Genomic DNA, 15,433 nt, shown 5'->3' with positions numbered 1-15,433 from the left:
CACCGTAGACGACCGTTCGGCTCAGGAAGCCCGGCGGAGCAGCCGGTGGGTGCGCCGGACCGCCGCGAGACGTTCGTCGCCGTTCATCGCGAGCGCGCGGACCACCGGGTCGTCCGGTCCGCGCCGCGCCCGGATCTCGGCGAGCCTTCCCTGCACCGTCGTCGGGTGGCCGTCGGGACCGGTGCTCATGTCGCAGTACCAGAGCGCGTCCCGCAGTCGGCCTCGGTGGTCCGGGAACTCCCCGAGCTCGCCGGCCAGGCCGACGAGCTCGGCTACGGCCGCCGCGCCGGAGTGGTGCGCGACCAGGCCGCAGATGCGGTCCGGGACGCCCGCCCGGCGCAGGTAGCGGGCCCCGTCGAGGGAGTGCAGGCCGGTGTCGCCCACCTCGGCGGCGTAGCCGATGTCGTGCACCCAGGCCGCGGCGACGAGCAGCTCGCGTTCCTCCTCGGGCAGGACGCGTGCCACGTGCTCGGCACGGCGCGCCACCCCGGCCGTGTGCGCCCAGCGGCGGGGCAGTTCGGCGGCGAGCAGGCGGCGGGCGGTGTTGCGCGCCCAGGTCGACAGGAACGTCCCCTCCGTCGCCTCGACCGGGAACGCCCGCGCCGATGCCCGGACCTCACGGGCCACGAACAACGGCACGTAGTCCTGCAGCCGCGCACCTCCGAACCGTGCGCGCGCCCGTTCGATCCACTCGTGCACGAGGCTCGGTGGCACGTCGCCGTACTCGCGAACCAGCTGGGACTCCAGACGCCGGATCTTCTCGTCCGCCTGGCTCACAACCTCCGCCGTGATCGTCACCCGCTCACCGTAAGCGGTGGAGAACCGCCTCGGCCACCTCCGTCCAGCGGGGTCCGGATCACACCGGCCACTACCTGCCGAAGCCCGCGAACAGCACGCTCGCCAGCCCCAGGCCCACCAGCAGGTTGACCACCGTCGCACTGGCGAAGACCCCGATCGGCCGCCACCCCGCCTCCCGCAGCGGCGCCACCCGGAACTCCAGGCCGATCGACACGAACGCCAGGATCAGGAACAGCGTGCGCAGGTCGTTGACGGTCGTGATGACGGTCTTGTCGCCACCGGACTCCAGGAAGACGGTCGCGATGACCGACGCCGCCAGGAAGCCGAGCACGAACTTGGGGAACCTCTCCCACAGCGCCCGGCCGCCGGCCTTCGTCTCGCCGGTGCGCTCGACCTTCAGCGCGAAGTAGGCGGTCAGCGCGACCGCGACGACGCCGAGCAGCGCGTTCTGCGTCGTCTTGACGATCGTCGCGATCTGCAACGCCTCCTCTCCGACGATCGCGCCCGCCGCGCTGACGGCGGCGGTCGTGTCGATGTTGCCGCCGATCCACGCGCCCGCCACCGGCGCGGACAGGCCCAGCGCGTCCACGGCCAGTGGCAGCAGGAAGATGGAGGGCAGCGCGAAGATGATGACCATGCTCGCGGTGTACGCGAGCTGTTCGCGACGGGCCTGCACCGCGCCGGCCGCCGCGATGGCCGCGCTGACGCCGCAGATCGACACCGCCGAGGCCAGCAGGGCCCGCAGCTTCGCGTCGACGCCGAGCTTGCCGCCCAGCCACCACGTGAAGCCGAACACCAGCGTGATCAGCAGGAACGCCTGGGCGATGGCCGGTCCGGCGGCTTTGACGATCACCGCGAAGTTGATCGACGCGCCCAGCAGCACCAGACCGGTCTTGATGAAGAACTCGGTGCGGAACCCCGCGGCGAGCCGGTCGCGGAACCCGAGGCCGGTCAGCACCGCGTTTCCCAGCAGTCCCAGCAGGATCGCGTAGACCGGGTACTCGACGCTCTTCGCGACACCACCGAGCCAGGTGCCCTTCGTGAGCACCGGCACCTGCTGCTCCAGGTACCGGGTCAGCGCCCCCAGCACCACGACCACCGCGACACCGCCGGCCGCCCACAGTACCCCGGACCGCTGCCGCGTCTCGACTTCCGCCATCACGGCACCAACCAGCCGGGCACGATCCGCGCCAGCACCAGTGCCAGCAGCACCAGGCCGGCGATCGTCGCCGCCCAGTCCTCGTTCAGCGCGATCCCGCGTTCGCGGTCGACGCCTTCCTCCGCGCTCATGCCGCCCCCTCCATCCGCTCGGTGGTGGCGGCCATGGTCGAAGCAGAACACCAGCAGCGGCAAGGGCTCCCGCGATGTGGAACAGCGGTCAGCCGTGCGTCGAGCACGAGTGCGCGCCGGTGCGGGCGAGCCTGCCGCCGTCGACGATCAGGTACTCGTCGCGGATCGCCTCGCCCCCGAAGAACGACTCCAGGACCTCCCTGGTGCCGGCCGCGTACCGGGCCTGCGCGGACAGCGAACTGCCGGAGATGTGCGGGGTCATGGCGTGGTTCGGCGTGGTGCGCCACGGGTGGTCCGCCGGGGCGGGCTGCGGGAACCACACGTCGCCGGCGTAGCCCGCGAGCCGGCCGCTCTCCAGCGCGCGGACCACGGCCCCGCGGTCGGCGACGCGGGCGCGGGCGGTGTTGAGCAGGTAGGCGCCGCGCTTCATCGTGGCGATCAGGTCGTCGCCGAAGAGCCCCTCGGTCTCGGGGTGCAGCGGCGCGTTGATCGTCACGACGTCGCAGTGCGGCACCATGTCCGCCGTCGTCGGGTGGTAGGCGAGGTTCAGCTCCCTTCTCGACGCTCTCCGGCAGGCGGTGGCGGTCGGTGTGGTGCAGGTGCACGTCGAACGGGGCCAAGCGCTCGAGCACCGCCAGTCCGATGCGTCCGGCCGCCACCGTGAGGATCGACATCAGGACGTGCTCGGCGACGCCGATGCTGTTGCAGTACGACACCTCCGCCACGGTGACGCCGTGCTCGATCGCGGCGTCCAGGTCGACGTGGTCCGAGCCGATGCCCGCGGTCAGCGCGAGCTTGAGCCGCGGGGCGCGCGCGATCCGTTCCGCTGTCAGGTAGGCGGGCCAGAACGGTTGGGAGATCACGACGTCAGCGTCCGCCAGCTCCCTGTCCAACACCGAGTGCGGGCCGTCGTTGTCGGACGTGACGACGAGGGTGTGGCCCTGGTTCTCCAGGTACCGGCACAGGCCGAGCTCACCGGTGACGCTGCCGAGCAGGGTGCCCCGGGGTGAAGTCGACGGCGGACGGCGACGGCAGCGTCTGGCCACCCGGATACGCGCCGAGGTGCGGCAGGCCGTCCCGCGCGCAGGTGGCCGGGTAACCGCCGACCGGGTCGTCGTAGAGCACGCACAGGACCTTCGCCGGTGCCGTCTTCCGTCCGGAAGTCCTTGTGGTGCCTCGACCTTCCTCCCGGCATCGGCATCACGTCCGAGCGAACGTTCCCATCGCCCCACAGCCCGCTGCTGTGACGCGGTCAGGCCGGGTACACATGGAGTTCGGTCGCCTTCACCGCCGCCCACAACGCGTCTCCCGGACGCAGCCGCAGGTCGGCGAGGGTGGCCGTGGTGATGTCCGCGAGGACGTTCGGCGCGCCGTCCAGCCGGACGCGGGTGGTGTGCGCGTGCTGCTCGATCGCGTCGACCGTGACCGGCCAGACGTTGCGCGGGCTGCCCTCCGGCCGTGCGGCGTGCAGGCTCACCGCGTTGGGAGGGAACACGACGTGCACCGGACCGTCGACTGGCCGTGGGATCGTGAGCGTGCTACCGCCGTCCAGGCGGGCTTCGGTGCCGGATGCGGTACCGCGGTGGAAGTTCAGGCCCACGAGGTTGGCCACGTAGTCGGTGCGCGGCTGGCGGGCGACCTCGGCGGGCGGGCCGGTTTGCACCGCGCGGCCGCCTTCCAGGATCACCAGCCGGTCGGCCAGCACCATGGCGTCCAACGGGTCGTGCGTGACCAGCAGCGTGTGGCCGCCGAAGTCCGCGAGGTGCCGCCCCAGTTCGGAGCGGACCTGCAGGCGGGTGCTCGCGTCCAGCGCCGCGAGCGGTTCGTCGAGCAGCAGCAGGCTCGGGCCGGTGGCCAGGGCGCGGGCCAGCGCGACCCGTTGCGCCTGCCCGCCCGACAACGAGCGCGGCCTGGTCCGGGCGTGGCCGTCGAGACCGACCCTGCCGAGCCAGCGCGCCGCCTCGGCCCGTGCCTCGTCGCGACGCGTGCCGCGGGCCCGGAGTCCGAACGCGACGTTCTCCAGCGCGGACATGTGCGCGAAGAGCAGGTAGTCCTGGAACACCACGCCGATCGGCCGCTTCTCGGCGGGCAGGAACGCGTCCGCACCGTCCCAGGTGGACTCTCCGACGGTGATGTGCCCGGACGTCAGCGGGAGCAGGCCCGCCAGGGCGCGCAGCGCGGTGGACTTGCCGGCGCCGTTCGGGCCGAGCAGCGCGACGACCTCGCCCGGTGCGATCGTCAGGCCGAGGTCGAGGGTGAAGGTGCCGCGCGTGACGCGCAGGTCCGCGTTCAGGGTCATGACGGCCCGCTGATCCACCGGTCGCGCAGACCGGCCAGCACACCGACGGACACCAGCAACAGCACGATGCTCAGCACGATCGCCGCGTCCGGATCCGTTTCCAGGGCCAGGTAGACGGCCAGCGGCATGGTCGTCGTCTCGCCGGGGAAGTTGCCCGCGAACGTGATCGTCGCACCGAACTCCCCCAGCGCCCGCGCCCAGCACAGCACCGCGCCCGCCACCACGCCGGGCAGCACCGACGGCAGCGTCACCCGCCGGAACGTCAGCCACCGCGAGGCGCCCAGCGTGGCCGCCGCCTCCTCGTAGCGCGGATCGGCGGCCCGCAGCGCGCCCTCGACCGAGATCACGAGGAACGGCATCGCCACGAACGCCTCCGCGACGACGACCCCGGCCGTGGTGAACGGCAGCGAGATGCCGAACCAGGCGTCGAGGTGCTCGCCGATCAGCCCGCGCCGGCCCAGCACCAGCAACAGCGCGACACCGCCGACGACGGGTGGCAGCACGAGCGGCACGGTGACGAGCGCTCGCAGGAATCCCCGCCCCGGCAGACCGGACCGCGCCAGCAGCCAGGCGAGCGGGACGCCGAGGAACAGGCACAGCACCGTCGCGAGCGAGGCGCAGACCAGCGACAGCCTCAGCGCCTCACCGACCTCGGCGCTGAGCAAGGTGGACAGCGAGGTCCACGGCGTCTTCACGAGCAGCCCGGCGAGCGGCACCAGCAGGAACGCCAGGCCGATCACGGCGGGGACGACGAGGCCGACGGGCAGCCGTCCTCGCACTCGGGTGCGCGTCACGGGACGTCGAAGCCCGCCGCGCCCAGCACCGCGCGCCCCTCGCCGGACAGCACGAAGTCCACGAAGGCCTTGGCCGCCACGGCGTTGCGCGCCTTGGCCAGCGGGGCGATCGGGTAGTCGTTGACCGCCTGCGCCGACTCGCTGAACTCGACGCTCTCGACCTTGCCGCCCGCGGCCTTCACGTCCGTCCGGTAGACGAGCGCGCCGTCGACCTCACCGAGCGAGACCTTGGTGAGCACCGCCTTGACGTCCTGTTCCAGCGTGTCCGGCCTGGGCGTGACCCCGGCCAGTTCGAAGACCTTCCTCGACGCGGCACCGCACGGCACCTGCTCCGCGCACAGCGCGATCTTCCTGCCCGCGTCCCCGAAGTCCGCGAGCCCGCCGATCCTGCCGGGGTTGCCCTTCGGCACCGCGATGGCGAGCCTGTTCCGCGCGAACGTCCTGGGCGCGTCCGTGATCGTCTTGGTGTCGGTCACCTGCTTCATGTTGGCAGGCGCGGCGCTCGCGAACACGTCGGCGGGCGCGCCCTGGCCGAGCTGCTGCGCGAGGGCCGAGCTGCCGCCGAAGTTGAACCTGACCCTCGTGCCGGGGTGCGCGGCCTCGAAGTCGTCGCCCAGCCGGGTGAAGGTCTCGGTCAGCGACGCCGCCGCGAACACGGTGACGTCACCGGTGACGGTCCCGGACGCGGTGGCGGGCCGGTCGCCCGAGCCGCACCCCGCGAGCACCAGCGCGGCCGACACGGCCACGAGCGCGCTGCTTTTCGACATGTCCAGCCTCCAGGCCGCCGACGGATCGCCGATCCGCAGATTCGGCACTCACTCATCTTAGGTTCCGCGTCTACGGATGCAATGTGCACCCTGGAGGAGTTTCTGCGGATCACTGACGTGCGGAGAGGAACGGCACGGACGGGCGGCACCCTAGGGTGGTGTCATGGCGGAGCTGCTGACCATCGACGACGTCCGGGCCGCGGCCGAGGTGCTCGCCGGACGGGTGCTGCGCACGCCCACGCTGCCCTCGCCGGGACTGTCCGCGCTGCTGGGCGTTCCCACGACGGTGAAGCTGGAACTGTGGCAGCGCAGCGGTTCGTTCAAGACGCGCGGCGCGTTCGCGAAGATCCTCTCGCTGTCCGCCGAGGACCGGGCGGCCGGTGTAGTCGGCGTCAGCGGCGGCAACCACGGCATCGCGCTGGCCGCCGCCGCGAGCGAGCTCGGCGTGGCCGCGACGGTCGTGATGCCCTCCACCGCGCCCGCGCGCTCGGTCGAGCTCGCGCGGGCGTCCGGCGCCGACGTGCGGCTCACCGATGGCCTGGCGGCGGCGTTCTCCCTGCTGGACGACCTGGTCGAGGCGGGCGCGACGCTCGTGCACCCCTACGACGACCCGGTCGTGGTCGCCGGCCAGGGCACCGCGGGCCTGGAGTTCGCGACCGACGCGCCGGACGTCACCGACGTGCTGGTCAGCATCGGCGGGGGCGGGTTCGTCTCGGGCGTCGCGACGGCGTTCCACGCGCTCGTGCCCGGCGTGCGCGTGTGGGGTGTCGAGGTCGAGGGGGCGGACGCGATGCACCGCGCCCTCGCGGCGGGTGGTCCGGTGGAGATCGCGCCGACGTCGATCGTCTCGACCCTCTCGGCGCCGCACGTGTCGCAACTGACCTACGACCACACCGCCGCGCTGGTCGAGGACGTCCTGGTGGTGTCCGACGCGGACGCCGTGCGGGGCTCGGTGGCGCTGGCCGAGGCGCAGAAGGTCTGGGCGGAGCCCGCCGCCGGGTGCCTGGTGGCGGCGGCGCCCGCCGTGCTCGACCGGGTCGGTCCCGGTGCGCGGCTGGGCATCGTGGTGTGCGGCGGGAACGTGACCTTCGCGGACATGGTCCGCTGGACGAACCTCAGGTGACAGCGGTGCGACACGACGATCCGCTGGCCCTGACCGTCTCCGCCGCCGTCCGCGACGGCGACCTCGCCGCGCTGCGGCGACTGCTGGCGGACCACGCGGGCCTGGCGACCGCGCGGATCGTCGACGAGCACGGAGGTGGGCGGACCCTGCTGCACGTGCTGACGGACTGGCCCGCCCATCGTCCCCGCGGCGCACAGACCGTGGCGCTGCTGGTCGAGGCGGGCGCCGACGTCGACGTACGGTTCCAGGGGTCGCACGCCGAGACGCCGCTGCACTGGGCCGCCAGCGCCGACGACGTCGAGGTCCTCGACGCGCTGATCGACGCGGGCGCGGACATCGACGCCCGCGGAGCGGTGATCGGCGGCGGCACGCCCCTGGCCGACGCGCGGGCCTTCGCCCAGTGGCGCGCGGCCCACCGGCTCGTCGAGCGGGGCGCGGCGGTCACGCTGACCGACGCGGCGACGCTCGGTCTGTCCGACCGGCTCGGCGAGCTCCTCGCCGGCGCCACCCAGGACGACGTCGACATCGCGTTCTGGGGCGCGTGCCACGGCGGTCAGCGGGAGTGCGCCGAGCGTCTGCTGGCGCTGGGCGCGGACGTGCACCGGACGCCGCCGTGGGAGCCGGTCACGCCGGTGGAAGCCGCTGTGCGCAACGGTTTCGACGACCTCGCGGCGTGGCTGCGCGACCGCTGAGCTGGTTTTCGCACTTCAGTGGTGGGTACTCGGCTGCCATGGAGACCACCGACGCGGACGAGGAGACCGAGTTGCGGCAGGTCCTCGGCGAACTGTCCTATCCGGCCGACAAGGTGCGCATCGTCCTCTGCGCCGAAGTCCACGACCTCGGCACCGACGTCCGCCGCCGGCTGCACCACCTCCCCCACCGCCGCTACGCCTCCCCGTCCGAAGTGCTGGCCGCGCTGTCGTCCGGCACGGACCGCACGTGAGCTCCTCGCCGGGCGACGACCGGCGCGGTTTCCCGGCACGGCTCCCCTTCGCCGCGCTCGCCGCACTCCCGGGGGCCTACCTGGGAGCCGCGGACTACCTGGGATGGCCTCATCCCCACGTCGCTCCCCCGCTGGCCGCCCTCGTCTTCGGCGTCGCCATCGTGGGCGCGGCGTTCGTGCTCGCCTGGGCCGCCGAGGCCGCCCAGGTGGACGTCAGCGCCGGACTGGCGATCGCCGTGCTCGCGCTGGTGGCCGTGCTGCCCGAGTACGCGGTGGACCTCGTGTTCACGTTCGAGGCGGGCCAGGAGTTCGCCCGCGAGGGCACCTGCGTGCCACCACCCGGTGAGGCGGACCCGTGTTCGCTCGCCCTGGCGAACATGACCGGCGCCAACCGGGTGCTCGTCGGCTTCGGCTGGCCCCTGGTCGTGCTCGTGGGCGCGCTCGCCGTCCGGCGGGCACACCGGGAGAGCGCGTCGACCCACGAGGGACGGATCGAGCTCGCCCCGGTCATGTCGGTCGAGGTCGTGTTCCTCGCCCTGGCCACCCTGTACTCGCTGAGCCTGCCGCTGCGCACGTCGCTCACGATGGTCGACGCCGCGGTCTTCCTGGCGATCTTCGCCGGGTACGCCTGGCGGCTGTCCAAAGCGCCCGTGGAGGAGCCGAAGCTGCTCGGCGTGTCCGAGTGGGTGGGCCGTCAGGAACGCGGGCCGCGGCGCCGGTGGGTGATCGGCATGTTCACCTTCGCCGGCCTCGTCATCCTCGCCACGGCCGAGCACTTCGCCCAGAACCTCGTGGACACCGGCACGAGCCTCGGCGTGGACGAGTTCCTGCTGGTGCAGTGGGTGGCACCGCTGGCGAGCGAGTCACCGGAGCTGATCGTCGCCTGCCTGTACGCCGCCCGGCTGATGGCCTCGCACTCGCTGGGCACGCTGCTGTCCAGCAAGGTCAACCAGTGGACGCTGCTGGTCGGCACCATCCCGATCGTGTTCGCGATCTCCAGCGGCGGCACGCACGGCCTGCCGCTGGACGGGCACCAGCGCCTCGAACTGCTCCTCACCGCCACCCAGTCGCTGTTCGCGGTGAGCATCCTCGCGAACCTCGGTCTCACCACGCTCGGTGCCACCACGCTGTTCGTGCTGTTCGCCGCCCAGTTCGCGGCCAGCATCACGCTGCCGGACGCCGCCAACCGCGTGGTGATCATCGTCCTGTCCGCGTTGTACGTCGTGCTGGCGGTCGGGCAACTGGTGCGCCGCAGGCACAGCGGCGCCCGTACCGCGCGCGACGGCGTCGTGACCCCGCTGCCCGAGCTGGCCGGCAGGTCTTCGTGACGGTGCGGGACCCGTCGCCGACGGGTCCCGCACCGGACGTCACTTCGTGGCGATCTTGTCGCCCGGCCTGATGAGGTCGGGGTTCGTCAGGAACCGGGCGTTCTTGGCGACCAGCGCCTGCCAGCCTCCGTCTACCCGCAGCTCCTCGGCGATGCTGCTGAGCGTGTCACCGGTCTTGACCGTGTAGTCGCCGTCGGGGTTGCTCGTGGACGGCGCGGCCAGCGGCACCACGCGCGACGCGGCCTTGCGACCGGCCGGGCTGTGCCCCTTGCGCACCGGTTGCTCACCACCTGTCGCACGGCGTCCGCACGCACCCCACGCTCCCAGTCCCTGGGTCCGCAGAACGCTTTCCGCGACGCGGATCTGCTCCTCGCGCGACGCCTGGTGGGCGTGACCCGAGCCGCCGTTGGCCTGCCAGGTCGACTGGCTGAACTGGAGTCCGCCGTAGTAGCCGTTGCCGGTGTTGGTCGACCAGTTGTTCCCGCTCTCGCACTGCGCGATGCGGTCCCAGTCGACCGGGGCCGAGGCTGAGGCGACCGTGCCGGCCGCTGTGACGAGAGCCGTCGCGGAGAAGGCGATGAGCACGACGCGACTGGTGATGTTGCCACGGAGATGACGCATGTCCCTTTTGCACCTCGTCCCGCTCCCGCCCGCGAGGGCGCCTGTCCGACGAGGGTTTCGTCCGCGGCATGGACAGGGTTCACCGCTGGACAGGTGAGCGCGCGGCGAACCCTGGTGGTGCGGCGGTCTGGCGACCGCTGGCAGGACCGTAAGAACGCCGCGCCGGATCCGCACGGCCGGACGCGGGCAAGATCACCCGATAGGTCATGATCTACGAATCGAGGTGTGAACGGCCGAAAACACGTTTTCACTCACCCGTCGCGAGGGGTCACCGGCCGGTCTTGCCCGGGTTCTCCGAGTACGCGGTGGCGCTGAGCCGCTGGCGCTCGCGCTTGAGCTGCTTCTCCAGGCCGTGCCGCTCGCCGCCCGCCAGGTCGTCGCGCACAGCGCGTTCGACGTCGCGGAAGACGTCGTGGTACATGTCGTCGTACTCCTCGACGATCTGGAAGGTCCACCGTCCAGGAAGGACGTTGCGGCCGAGCAGCTCCCGTTGCACGCGGTTCGCGTGCTCCTCGTGCCCCGCCTCGCGCAGCGCCGTGACCGCGTCACCGAGCTCGAAGTCGGCGGTGCCGGTGAGCTGGTGGAACGAGTACAGGTGGCCTCGCGCGCGTTCGGTGGTCTCGAACGCCTTGCGGAGCTTGCCGAGAGCATCGATCGTCTTGTCGTCCATACCGGGCCGAGTACCCCGTTGTGGTTCACCCCTATCCCGCGCGGGTACACGGACGACGACGTCCATGGGAGAGCGGAGATGGGCACTTGCGGGATGCGTGTGCTGACACCGTTGGGGTGGAAGAGGAGTTCCTGCTCGTCGACGCGGCGTCCCGGCGAACGGTGATGCGTGCGCACGCCGTGCTGGCGCGGGTGCGGGACACCGAGCTGACGAAGTTCCACGCGGAGCTGGCCGGGACCCAGGTCGAGGCCGCGACCGGGCCTTGCACCAGCGTCGCCGCTCTGGGCGAGGCGCTCGCGCAGGCACGCGCGATGCTCGCCGAAGCCGCCAGTGCGGAGGGCGTGGAGCTGGTTTCCCGTGGCACGCCGGTCAAAGCCTCGACGCGTTCGGTCGTCGCGGACGGCGCACGGTTCCACCGCGTCCTCGACGCGTACGCGGGCGTCGTGGAGGACTACGAGGCGTGCGGCTGCCACGTGCACGTCGGTGTGCCGGACCGCGAGACCGCGGTGGCCGTGCTGAACCACGTGCGGCCGTGGCTGCCGACCCTGCTGGCCGTGTCCGCCAACTCCCCCGACCACGGCTACGCGAGCTGGCGCATGGTGCTGCAGTCGAGGTTCCCCGGCTCGGGGGTGCCCCCGCTGTTCCGCGACGCGCGGGACTACGACGACCACGTCTCCAGGATGGTGACGTGCGGGACGCTCGTGGACGCGGCGCAGTCGTTCTGGCTCGTGCGGCTGGCCTCCCGGCTGCCGACCGTGGAGTTCCGCGCGGCGGACGCCGCCGCGGAGGTCGGTGGCGCGGTGCTGCAGGCCGCGCTGTCCCGTGCGCTCGTCCACGCCGCCTTCGAGGACGTCCAGAAAGGCGCGGAACCTCCCGCGGTGCGCGACGACGTGCTCGCCGCCGCCGTGTGGGCGGCGTCCAGGTACGGCGTCGACGGCGCGGGGGTCGATCCGTGGCGGGAGTGCCGCGTGCCCGCCACCGAGCTGCTGGATGGTCTGGTCGAGCACGTGACGCCCGCGCTGGAGGAACGCGGTGAACTCGCACTCGTGCGTGAGCTGGTCACCGCGCGGGTATGACTCCTGGGTGCAACTACCATCGCCACGCGGCCCCTTGTCCGAGCAGGTCGTCGCCACCCTGAACGGCGAACCGGACGGACGGGCCGTCGAGTTCACCGACGCCGACCCGTACGGCGAGGACCTGACCATCGCCCTGCACACGTTGTACGAGCTGCACTACGGCGGTTTCGACGGCGTGCACCCCGCCTGGGAGTGGGACCCGGAACTGCTGCGGCTCCGCGCGCGCGTCGAGGACGCCTTCCTCACCCGGCTGCGGTCCGACGTGGACGGCGGCGACGATCTCGAAGGAACCCTCGCGGAGCTGCTGGTCGAGCACGTTCCCGGCAGCGGGGTGTCACACCACCTGCGCGACGACGGGACGTGGGACCAGATGTGCGAGTACTTCGCGCACCGTTCGGTGTACCACCACAAAGAGGCCGACCCGCACGCGTGGGTCATCCCCCGGCTGCGGGGCAGGGCGAAGGCCGCGCTGGTGGCGGTGGAGTTCGACGAGTTCGGCGGCGGGCGCGCCGACCGCATGCACTCCCGGCTCTACGCCGACCTGCTGGAGGGCGCGGGGATGTCCTCCGACTACCTGCACTACCTCGACGACGTGCCTGCGCCGGCCATCGCGATCGTCAACATGATGTCGCTGTTCGGCCTGCACAGGTCGTTGCGCGGAGCCCTGGTCGGCCACTTCGCCGCCGCCGAGATCACGACGGCGCCGAGTGCCCGCCGCATGGCTCAAGCGTTGGAGCGCATGGACGCCGACCCGCGCTGTGTCGAGTTCTTCACCGAGCACATCGAGGCCGACGCCGTGCACGAGCAGATCATGCGCAACGACGTCATCGGTTCGTTGCTGGAGCAGGAACCGTCGCTCAGGGCGGACGTCGTGTTCGGCATCCAGGCGACGGAACACCTCGAGTCACGCTTCGCCGCTCATCTGCTGTCGTCCTGGGACTCGGGCGAGTCGTCGCTGCGGACGCGGCGGCGGTGGCTGGTGTCGCAGAACGGATAGCGCTTGCTGCGTCGGCACGCGCACACGGCGACCACGAACCGGTCGCTCGTGTGCGTCACGCCGTCGTCGGTGACGAGCTCGACCGGCCCCTCAACCAGCATGGGGCCGTTCGGCACGATCGTCACCCTGCGCGAGCGGGGTTCGGTCACCTCGGATCACCACCAGTTCCTCGTCACGCTGTCCGGGCTCGATCAGGCCGTGCCGTTCCAGGAACGCCGTCCTGGACCGCATGACCGGCCCGAACGGCACCCGGCGCCGTTGCACGACAGAGGCTTTCAGCCCGCAGTCGCGCAGCTGCCGCAACGTCAGGTCCACTCCGCACAGTGCAGAATGGACCATCAGCAGCACCCCGCCGGGCGCGAGCAGGTCGAAGGACCGGGCGCACAAGGGGTTGAGGAGCTCGCGACCGTCCAGCCCGGCGTCCCACGCCCGTGCCGGTCCTCGCGCGATGCAGTTCGCGGGCACGTACGGCGGATTGGCCAGCACGAGGTCGAAGCTCTCGTCCTTCACGACGTCGAGCACGTTGCCCTGGCGGACGCGGATCGGTGTCCGGTTCATCAGCGCGTTGATCCGCGCCGTCCACACGGCACGGCGGGAAACGTCCACAGCGGTCACATCGGAGGCGCCCGCGCGCATGGCGGCCAGCGCGAGGGCGCCCGTGCCTGTCCCGATGTCCAGAACGCGGGCGCCCCTGGGGATCGCTGCCGCGTGGAGCGCTTCGAGCAGAAGCGCGGTGTCGTCTTGGGGCGCGTACACGCCCCGCGTCCTGAGCAACATCACGAACGTGGAATCGGCCTGCTACAACGCCTTGAAACAACGTGACTTCGCGTGTTTGCGGGGCGGGCACGAGGGCACCCGCCCCACAACTGTGATTTTTCAGGAAGGAGCGCCGATGAAGGCGGTCACCTGGCACGGCAAGCGCGACGTCCGGGTGGACACGGTGCCCGATCCGCGGATCGAGTCTCCGACGGACGCCGTCATCCGGGTCACCTCCACCGGTGTGTGCGGGTCGGACCTGCACCTGTACGAGGTGCTCGGCCCGTTCATGACCGAGGGCGACGTCCTGGGGCACGAACCGATGGGCATCGTCGAGGAGGTCGGCGCGGAGGTCACCTCGCTCAAGGCGGGAGACAGGGTCGTCGTCCCGTTCAACATCTCCTGCGGCCACTGCTTCATGTGCGAGCGCGGCCTGCAGTCGCAATGCGAGACGACCCAGGTCACCAGTCAGGGCAAGGGCGCCGCGCTGCTCGGCTACACGAAGCTCTACGGGCAGGTGCCCGGCGGCCAGGCCGAGTACCTGCGGGTGCCACAGGCGCAGTACGGGCCGATCAAGGTTCCGGACGGCCCGCCGGACGACCGGTTCGTCTACCTGTCCGACGTGCTGCCCACGGCCTGGCAGGCGGTCGAGTACGCCGAGATCCCGGCGGGTGGCTCCGTCGTGATCTTCGGTCTCGGGCCGATCGGGCAGATGTGCGCCCGCGTCGCCCTGCACAAGGGCGCCGGGCAGGTCATCGGCATCGACCTCGTGTCCGAACGCCTGGCGCGGGCCGAGGCGCACGGGGCGACGGTGCTCGACACGCGCGACCACGACGACATCGGCGACGCCGTCCGCGCGCTCACCTCGGGCCGGGGCGCGGACTCCGTCATCGACGCGGTGGGCATGGAGGCGCACGGCGCGCCGGCCGCCAGGATCGCGCACAACCTGGTGGCGGCGCTGCCGAAGGCCGCCGGCGCGCTGATCACCGAGAAGGCGGGCATCGACCGGCTGAGCGTGTTGTACGCGGCCATCGACGCGGTGCGGCGGGGCGGCACGATCTCGCTGTCCGGCGTGTACGGCGGCATGATCGACCCGATGCCCATGATGGAGCTGTTCGACAAGCAGGTCAGGCTCCACATGGGACAGGCGAACGTGCGCCGCTGGGTCGACGACATCCTGCCGTTGCTCTCCGGCGCCGACGACCCTCTCGGCGTCGACGACTTCGCCACCCACCGGTTGCCGCTGCACGAGGCGCCGCGCGCCTACGAGATGTTCCAGAAGAAGCTCCACGGAGCCCAGAAGGTCCTGCTCCAACCGGCGAGCTGAGAAACCGTGAAATGGTGGGCATCGCAAGTGCGATGCCCACCATTTCTTCGTCAGCAGGAATACGCGGAATCAGCGCGTGCGCGCGACGCGACCGCGACCGAGCGCCAGACCGAGCGCGACCATGCCGACACCCAGGAACAGGTGCAGCCAGTTGTCGGCCGTGTTGAACGGAACGAAGTTGGCGGCGCTGTCGTGGTCGATCACCAACCCGTACAGCCACAGCACCAGGTAGACGGCTCCGCCACCGACGAGGTACCAGTACGCGCCTCCGGCCGTGCGGGCCATCAGGAATCCGGCCACGCCGAAGGCCAGGTGGACGATGTTGTGGAAGACCGACACCGCGAACAGACCCAGCAGCATCGCCTGGGACTCGTGGCCGGCCAGCTCCAGCGCGTCGTAGTTCGTGGTCAGGCCGGGGATGAACCCGGCAATGCCCACCAGGGTGAACACCGCGGCCACGGCCATCGCGGCGGTCTGGATCGTGCCACGCCGCGCCGTTTCGGTTCGAGACATGACGACTCCCTTGAACGTGAGCCCTTTCGGACGCGATCGGCTACCCCTTCGAAATCCAGCCAAACGGTTGTGGGCCTAATGGTTGGCATCCGCGAATCACCGGGTACTGCCTCTCTGACATTCCTGTGCGG

Annotated in this window: 21 protein-coding genes; 8 read left to right on the top strand and 13 right to left on the bottom strand. The window is 71.6% G+C overall.

Going from position 1 to position 15,433, the window contains the following annotated elements; genetic code table 11:
* Positions 1 to 21: 21 nt before the first annotated feature.
* The 4 genes from ORI60_RS43040 to ORI60_RS43025 form a co-directional block, all read right to left on the bottom strand.
* On the bottom strand, positions 22 to 798 hold the full coding sequence (locus tag ORI60_RS43040; RefSeq protein ID WP_266043765.1) for an HD domain-containing protein: 777 nt from the start codon (positions 796 to 798) through the stop codon (positions 22 to 24).
* 70 nt (positions 799 to 868) lie between these two features.
* The gene (locus ORI60_RS43035; protein WP_266043764.1) at positions 869 to 1,957 is read right to left on the bottom strand and encodes a YeiH family protein; all 1,089 of its coding nucleotides are present in this window, start codon (positions 1,955 to 1,957) and stop codon (positions 869 to 871) included.
* The gene (locus ORI60_RS43030) at positions 1,957 to 2,088 is read right to left on the bottom strand and encodes a hypothetical protein (protein WP_266043763.1); all 132 of its coding nucleotides are present in this window, start codon (positions 2,086 to 2,088) and stop codon (positions 1,957 to 1,959) included. The genes ORI60_RS43035 and ORI60_RS43030 overlap by 1 nt, the downstream gene beginning before the upstream one ends.
* An 88-nt stretch (positions 2,089 to 2,176) precedes the next feature.
* Complete coding sequence (locus tag ORI60_RS43025) at positions 2,177 to 2,605, bottom strand: NAD(P)-dependent oxidoreductase (protein WP_266043762.1); 429 nt, start codon at positions 2,603 to 2,605, stop codon at positions 2,177 to 2,179.
* Positions 2,606 to 2,730: 125 nt separating this feature from the next.
* Here ORI60_RS43025 and ORI60_RS43020 point away from each other — a divergent pair, with 125 nt between their 5' ends.
* Positions 2,731 to 2,925 carry a hypothetical protein gene (locus ORI60_RS43020; protein WP_266043761.1) on the top strand — a complete coding sequence of 65 codons (195 nt, stop codon included), beginning with the start codon at positions 2,731 to 2,733 and terminating at the stop codon, positions 2,923 to 2,925.
* 135 nt (positions 2,926 to 3,060) lie between these two features.
* Here the strand turns inward: ORI60_RS43020 and ORI60_RS43015 are convergent, their stop codons facing one another.
* The 4 genes from ORI60_RS43015 to modA all read right to left on the bottom strand — a co-directional run bounded on the left by ORI60_RS43015 (position 3,061) and on the right by modA (position 5,948).
* The gene (locus tag ORI60_RS43015; RefSeq protein WP_266043760.1) at positions 3,061 to 3,213 is read right to left on the bottom strand and encodes a hypothetical protein; all 153 of its coding nucleotides are present in this window, start codon (positions 3,211 to 3,213) and stop codon (positions 3,061 to 3,063) included.
* A 127-nt stretch (positions 3,214 to 3,340) separates the two neighbouring features.
* Positions 3,341 to 4,387 carry an ABC transporter ATP-binding protein gene (locus ORI60_RS43010; protein WP_266043759.1) on the bottom strand — a complete coding sequence of 349 codons (1,047 nt, stop codon included), beginning with the start codon at positions 4,385 to 4,387 and terminating at the stop codon, positions 3,341 to 3,343.
* A complete protein-coding gene (gene modB / locus ORI60_RS43005; protein ID WP_266043758.1) occupies positions 4,384 to 5,181 on the bottom strand; it encodes a molybdate ABC transporter permease subunit in 798 nt (265 codons plus the stop codon). The genes ORI60_RS43010 and modB overlap by 4 nt, the downstream gene beginning before the upstream one ends.
* Positions 5,178 to 5,948 (bottom strand): molybdate ABC transporter substrate-binding protein, encoded by a 771-nt coding sequence (gene modA, locus ORI60_RS43000; RefSeq protein ID WP_266043757.1) that lies wholly within the window; start codon positions 5,946 to 5,948, stop codon positions 5,178 to 5,180. The genes modB and modA overlap by 4 nt, the downstream gene beginning before the upstream one ends.
* A gap of 163 nt (positions 5,949 to 6,111) precedes the next feature.
* Between modA and ORI60_RS42995 the strand changes: the two genes are divergently transcribed.
* Genes ORI60_RS42995 through ORI60_RS42980 form a run of 4 tightly spaced genes read left to right on the top strand, consistent with a single transcriptional unit; the run spans position 6,112 to position 9,342 of the window.
* Entirely contained in the window at positions 6,112 to 7,071 is a 960-nt protein-coding gene (locus ORI60_RS42995; RefSeq protein ID WP_266043756.1) for a threonine ammonia-lyase, read from the top strand.
* A gap of 5 nt (positions 7,072 to 7,076) precedes the next feature.
* A complete protein-coding gene (locus tag ORI60_RS42990; RefSeq protein WP_266043755.1) occupies positions 7,077 to 7,763 on the top strand; it encodes an ankyrin repeat domain-containing protein in 687 nt (228 codons plus the stop codon).
* 38 nt (positions 7,764 to 7,801) lie between these two features.
* Positions 7,802 to 8,014, top strand: a complete 213-nt coding sequence (locus ORI60_RS42985) for a DUF2795 domain-containing protein (protein ID WP_266043754.1) — start codon at positions 7,802 to 7,804, stop codon at positions 8,012 to 8,014.
* Positions 8,011 to 9,342: a sodium:proton exchanger gene (locus tag ORI60_RS42980; RefSeq protein ID WP_266043753.1), complete on the top strand. Its 1,332-nt coding sequence runs from the start codon at positions 8,011 to 8,013 to the stop codon at positions 9,340 to 9,342. The genes ORI60_RS42985 and ORI60_RS42980 overlap by 4 nt, the downstream gene beginning before the upstream one ends.
* Positions 9,343 to 9,381: 39 nt before the next feature.
* On the opposite strand, the gene ORI60_RS44685 is transcribed toward ORI60_RS42980, so the two are convergent.
* A complete protein-coding gene (locus ORI60_RS44685) occupies positions 9,382 to 9,963 on the bottom strand; it encodes a transglycosylase family protein (protein WP_323056005.1) in 582 nt (193 codons plus the stop codon).
* Between the two features lie 268 nt (positions 9,964 to 10,231).
* Entirely contained in the window at positions 10,232 to 10,633 is a 402-nt protein-coding gene (locus ORI60_RS42965) for a hypothetical protein (protein ID WP_266043752.1), read from the bottom strand.
* 116 nt (positions 10,634 to 10,749) lie between these two features.
* On the opposite strand from ORI60_RS42965, the gene ORI60_RS42960 reads away from it, so the two are divergent.
* Positions 10,750 to 11,709 (top strand): carboxylate-amine ligase, encoded by a 960-nt coding sequence (locus ORI60_RS42960; protein WP_266043751.1) that lies wholly within the window; start codon positions 10,750 to 10,752, stop codon positions 11,707 to 11,709.
* 34 nt (positions 11,710 to 11,743) lie between these two features.
* On the top strand, positions 11,744 to 12,706 hold the full coding sequence (locus tag ORI60_RS42955; protein ID WP_323056004.1) for an iron-containing redox enzyme family protein: 963 nt from the start codon (positions 11,744 to 11,746) through the stop codon (positions 12,704 to 12,706).
* Here the strand turns inward: ORI60_RS42955 and ORI60_RS42950 are convergent.
* Positions 12,628 to 12,807, bottom strand: a complete 180-nt coding sequence (locus tag ORI60_RS42950; protein ID WP_266043783.1) for a CDGSH iron-sulfur domain-containing protein — start codon at positions 12,805 to 12,807, stop codon at positions 12,628 to 12,630. The genes ORI60_RS42955 and ORI60_RS42950 overlap by 79 nt on opposite strands.
* A complete protein-coding gene (locus tag ORI60_RS42945; protein ID WP_266043749.1) occupies positions 12,797 to 13,486 on the bottom strand; it encodes a HemK2/MTQ2 family protein methyltransferase in 690 nt (229 codons plus the stop codon). The genes ORI60_RS42950 and ORI60_RS42945 overlap by 11 nt, the downstream gene beginning before the upstream one ends.
* 112 nt (positions 13,487 to 13,598) lie before the next feature.
* Here ORI60_RS42945 and ORI60_RS42940 point away from each other — a divergent pair, with 112 nt between their 5' ends.
* On the top strand, positions 13,599 to 14,789 hold the full coding sequence (locus ORI60_RS42940) for a zinc-dependent alcohol dehydrogenase (RefSeq protein WP_266043748.1): 1,191 nt from the start codon (positions 13,599 to 13,601) through the stop codon (positions 14,787 to 14,789).
* A gap of 69 nt (positions 14,790 to 14,858) precedes the next feature.
* On the opposite strand, the gene ORI60_RS42935 is transcribed toward ORI60_RS42940, so the two are convergent.
* Entirely contained in the window at positions 14,859 to 15,302 is a 444-nt protein-coding gene (locus ORI60_RS42935; RefSeq protein WP_266043747.1) for a DUF4383 domain-containing protein, read from the bottom strand.
* Positions 15,303 to 15,433: the final 131 nt, after the last annotated feature.

Source organism: Lentzea sp. NEAU-D7 (genome assembly GCF_026242055.1).
GTDB lineage: Bacteria > Actinomycetota > Actinomycetes > Mycobacteriales > Pseudonocardiaceae > Lentzea.
The sequence above is the reverse complement of the archived record's forward strand: the minus strand, read 5'-3'. Positions and strand labels throughout refer to the sequence as shown.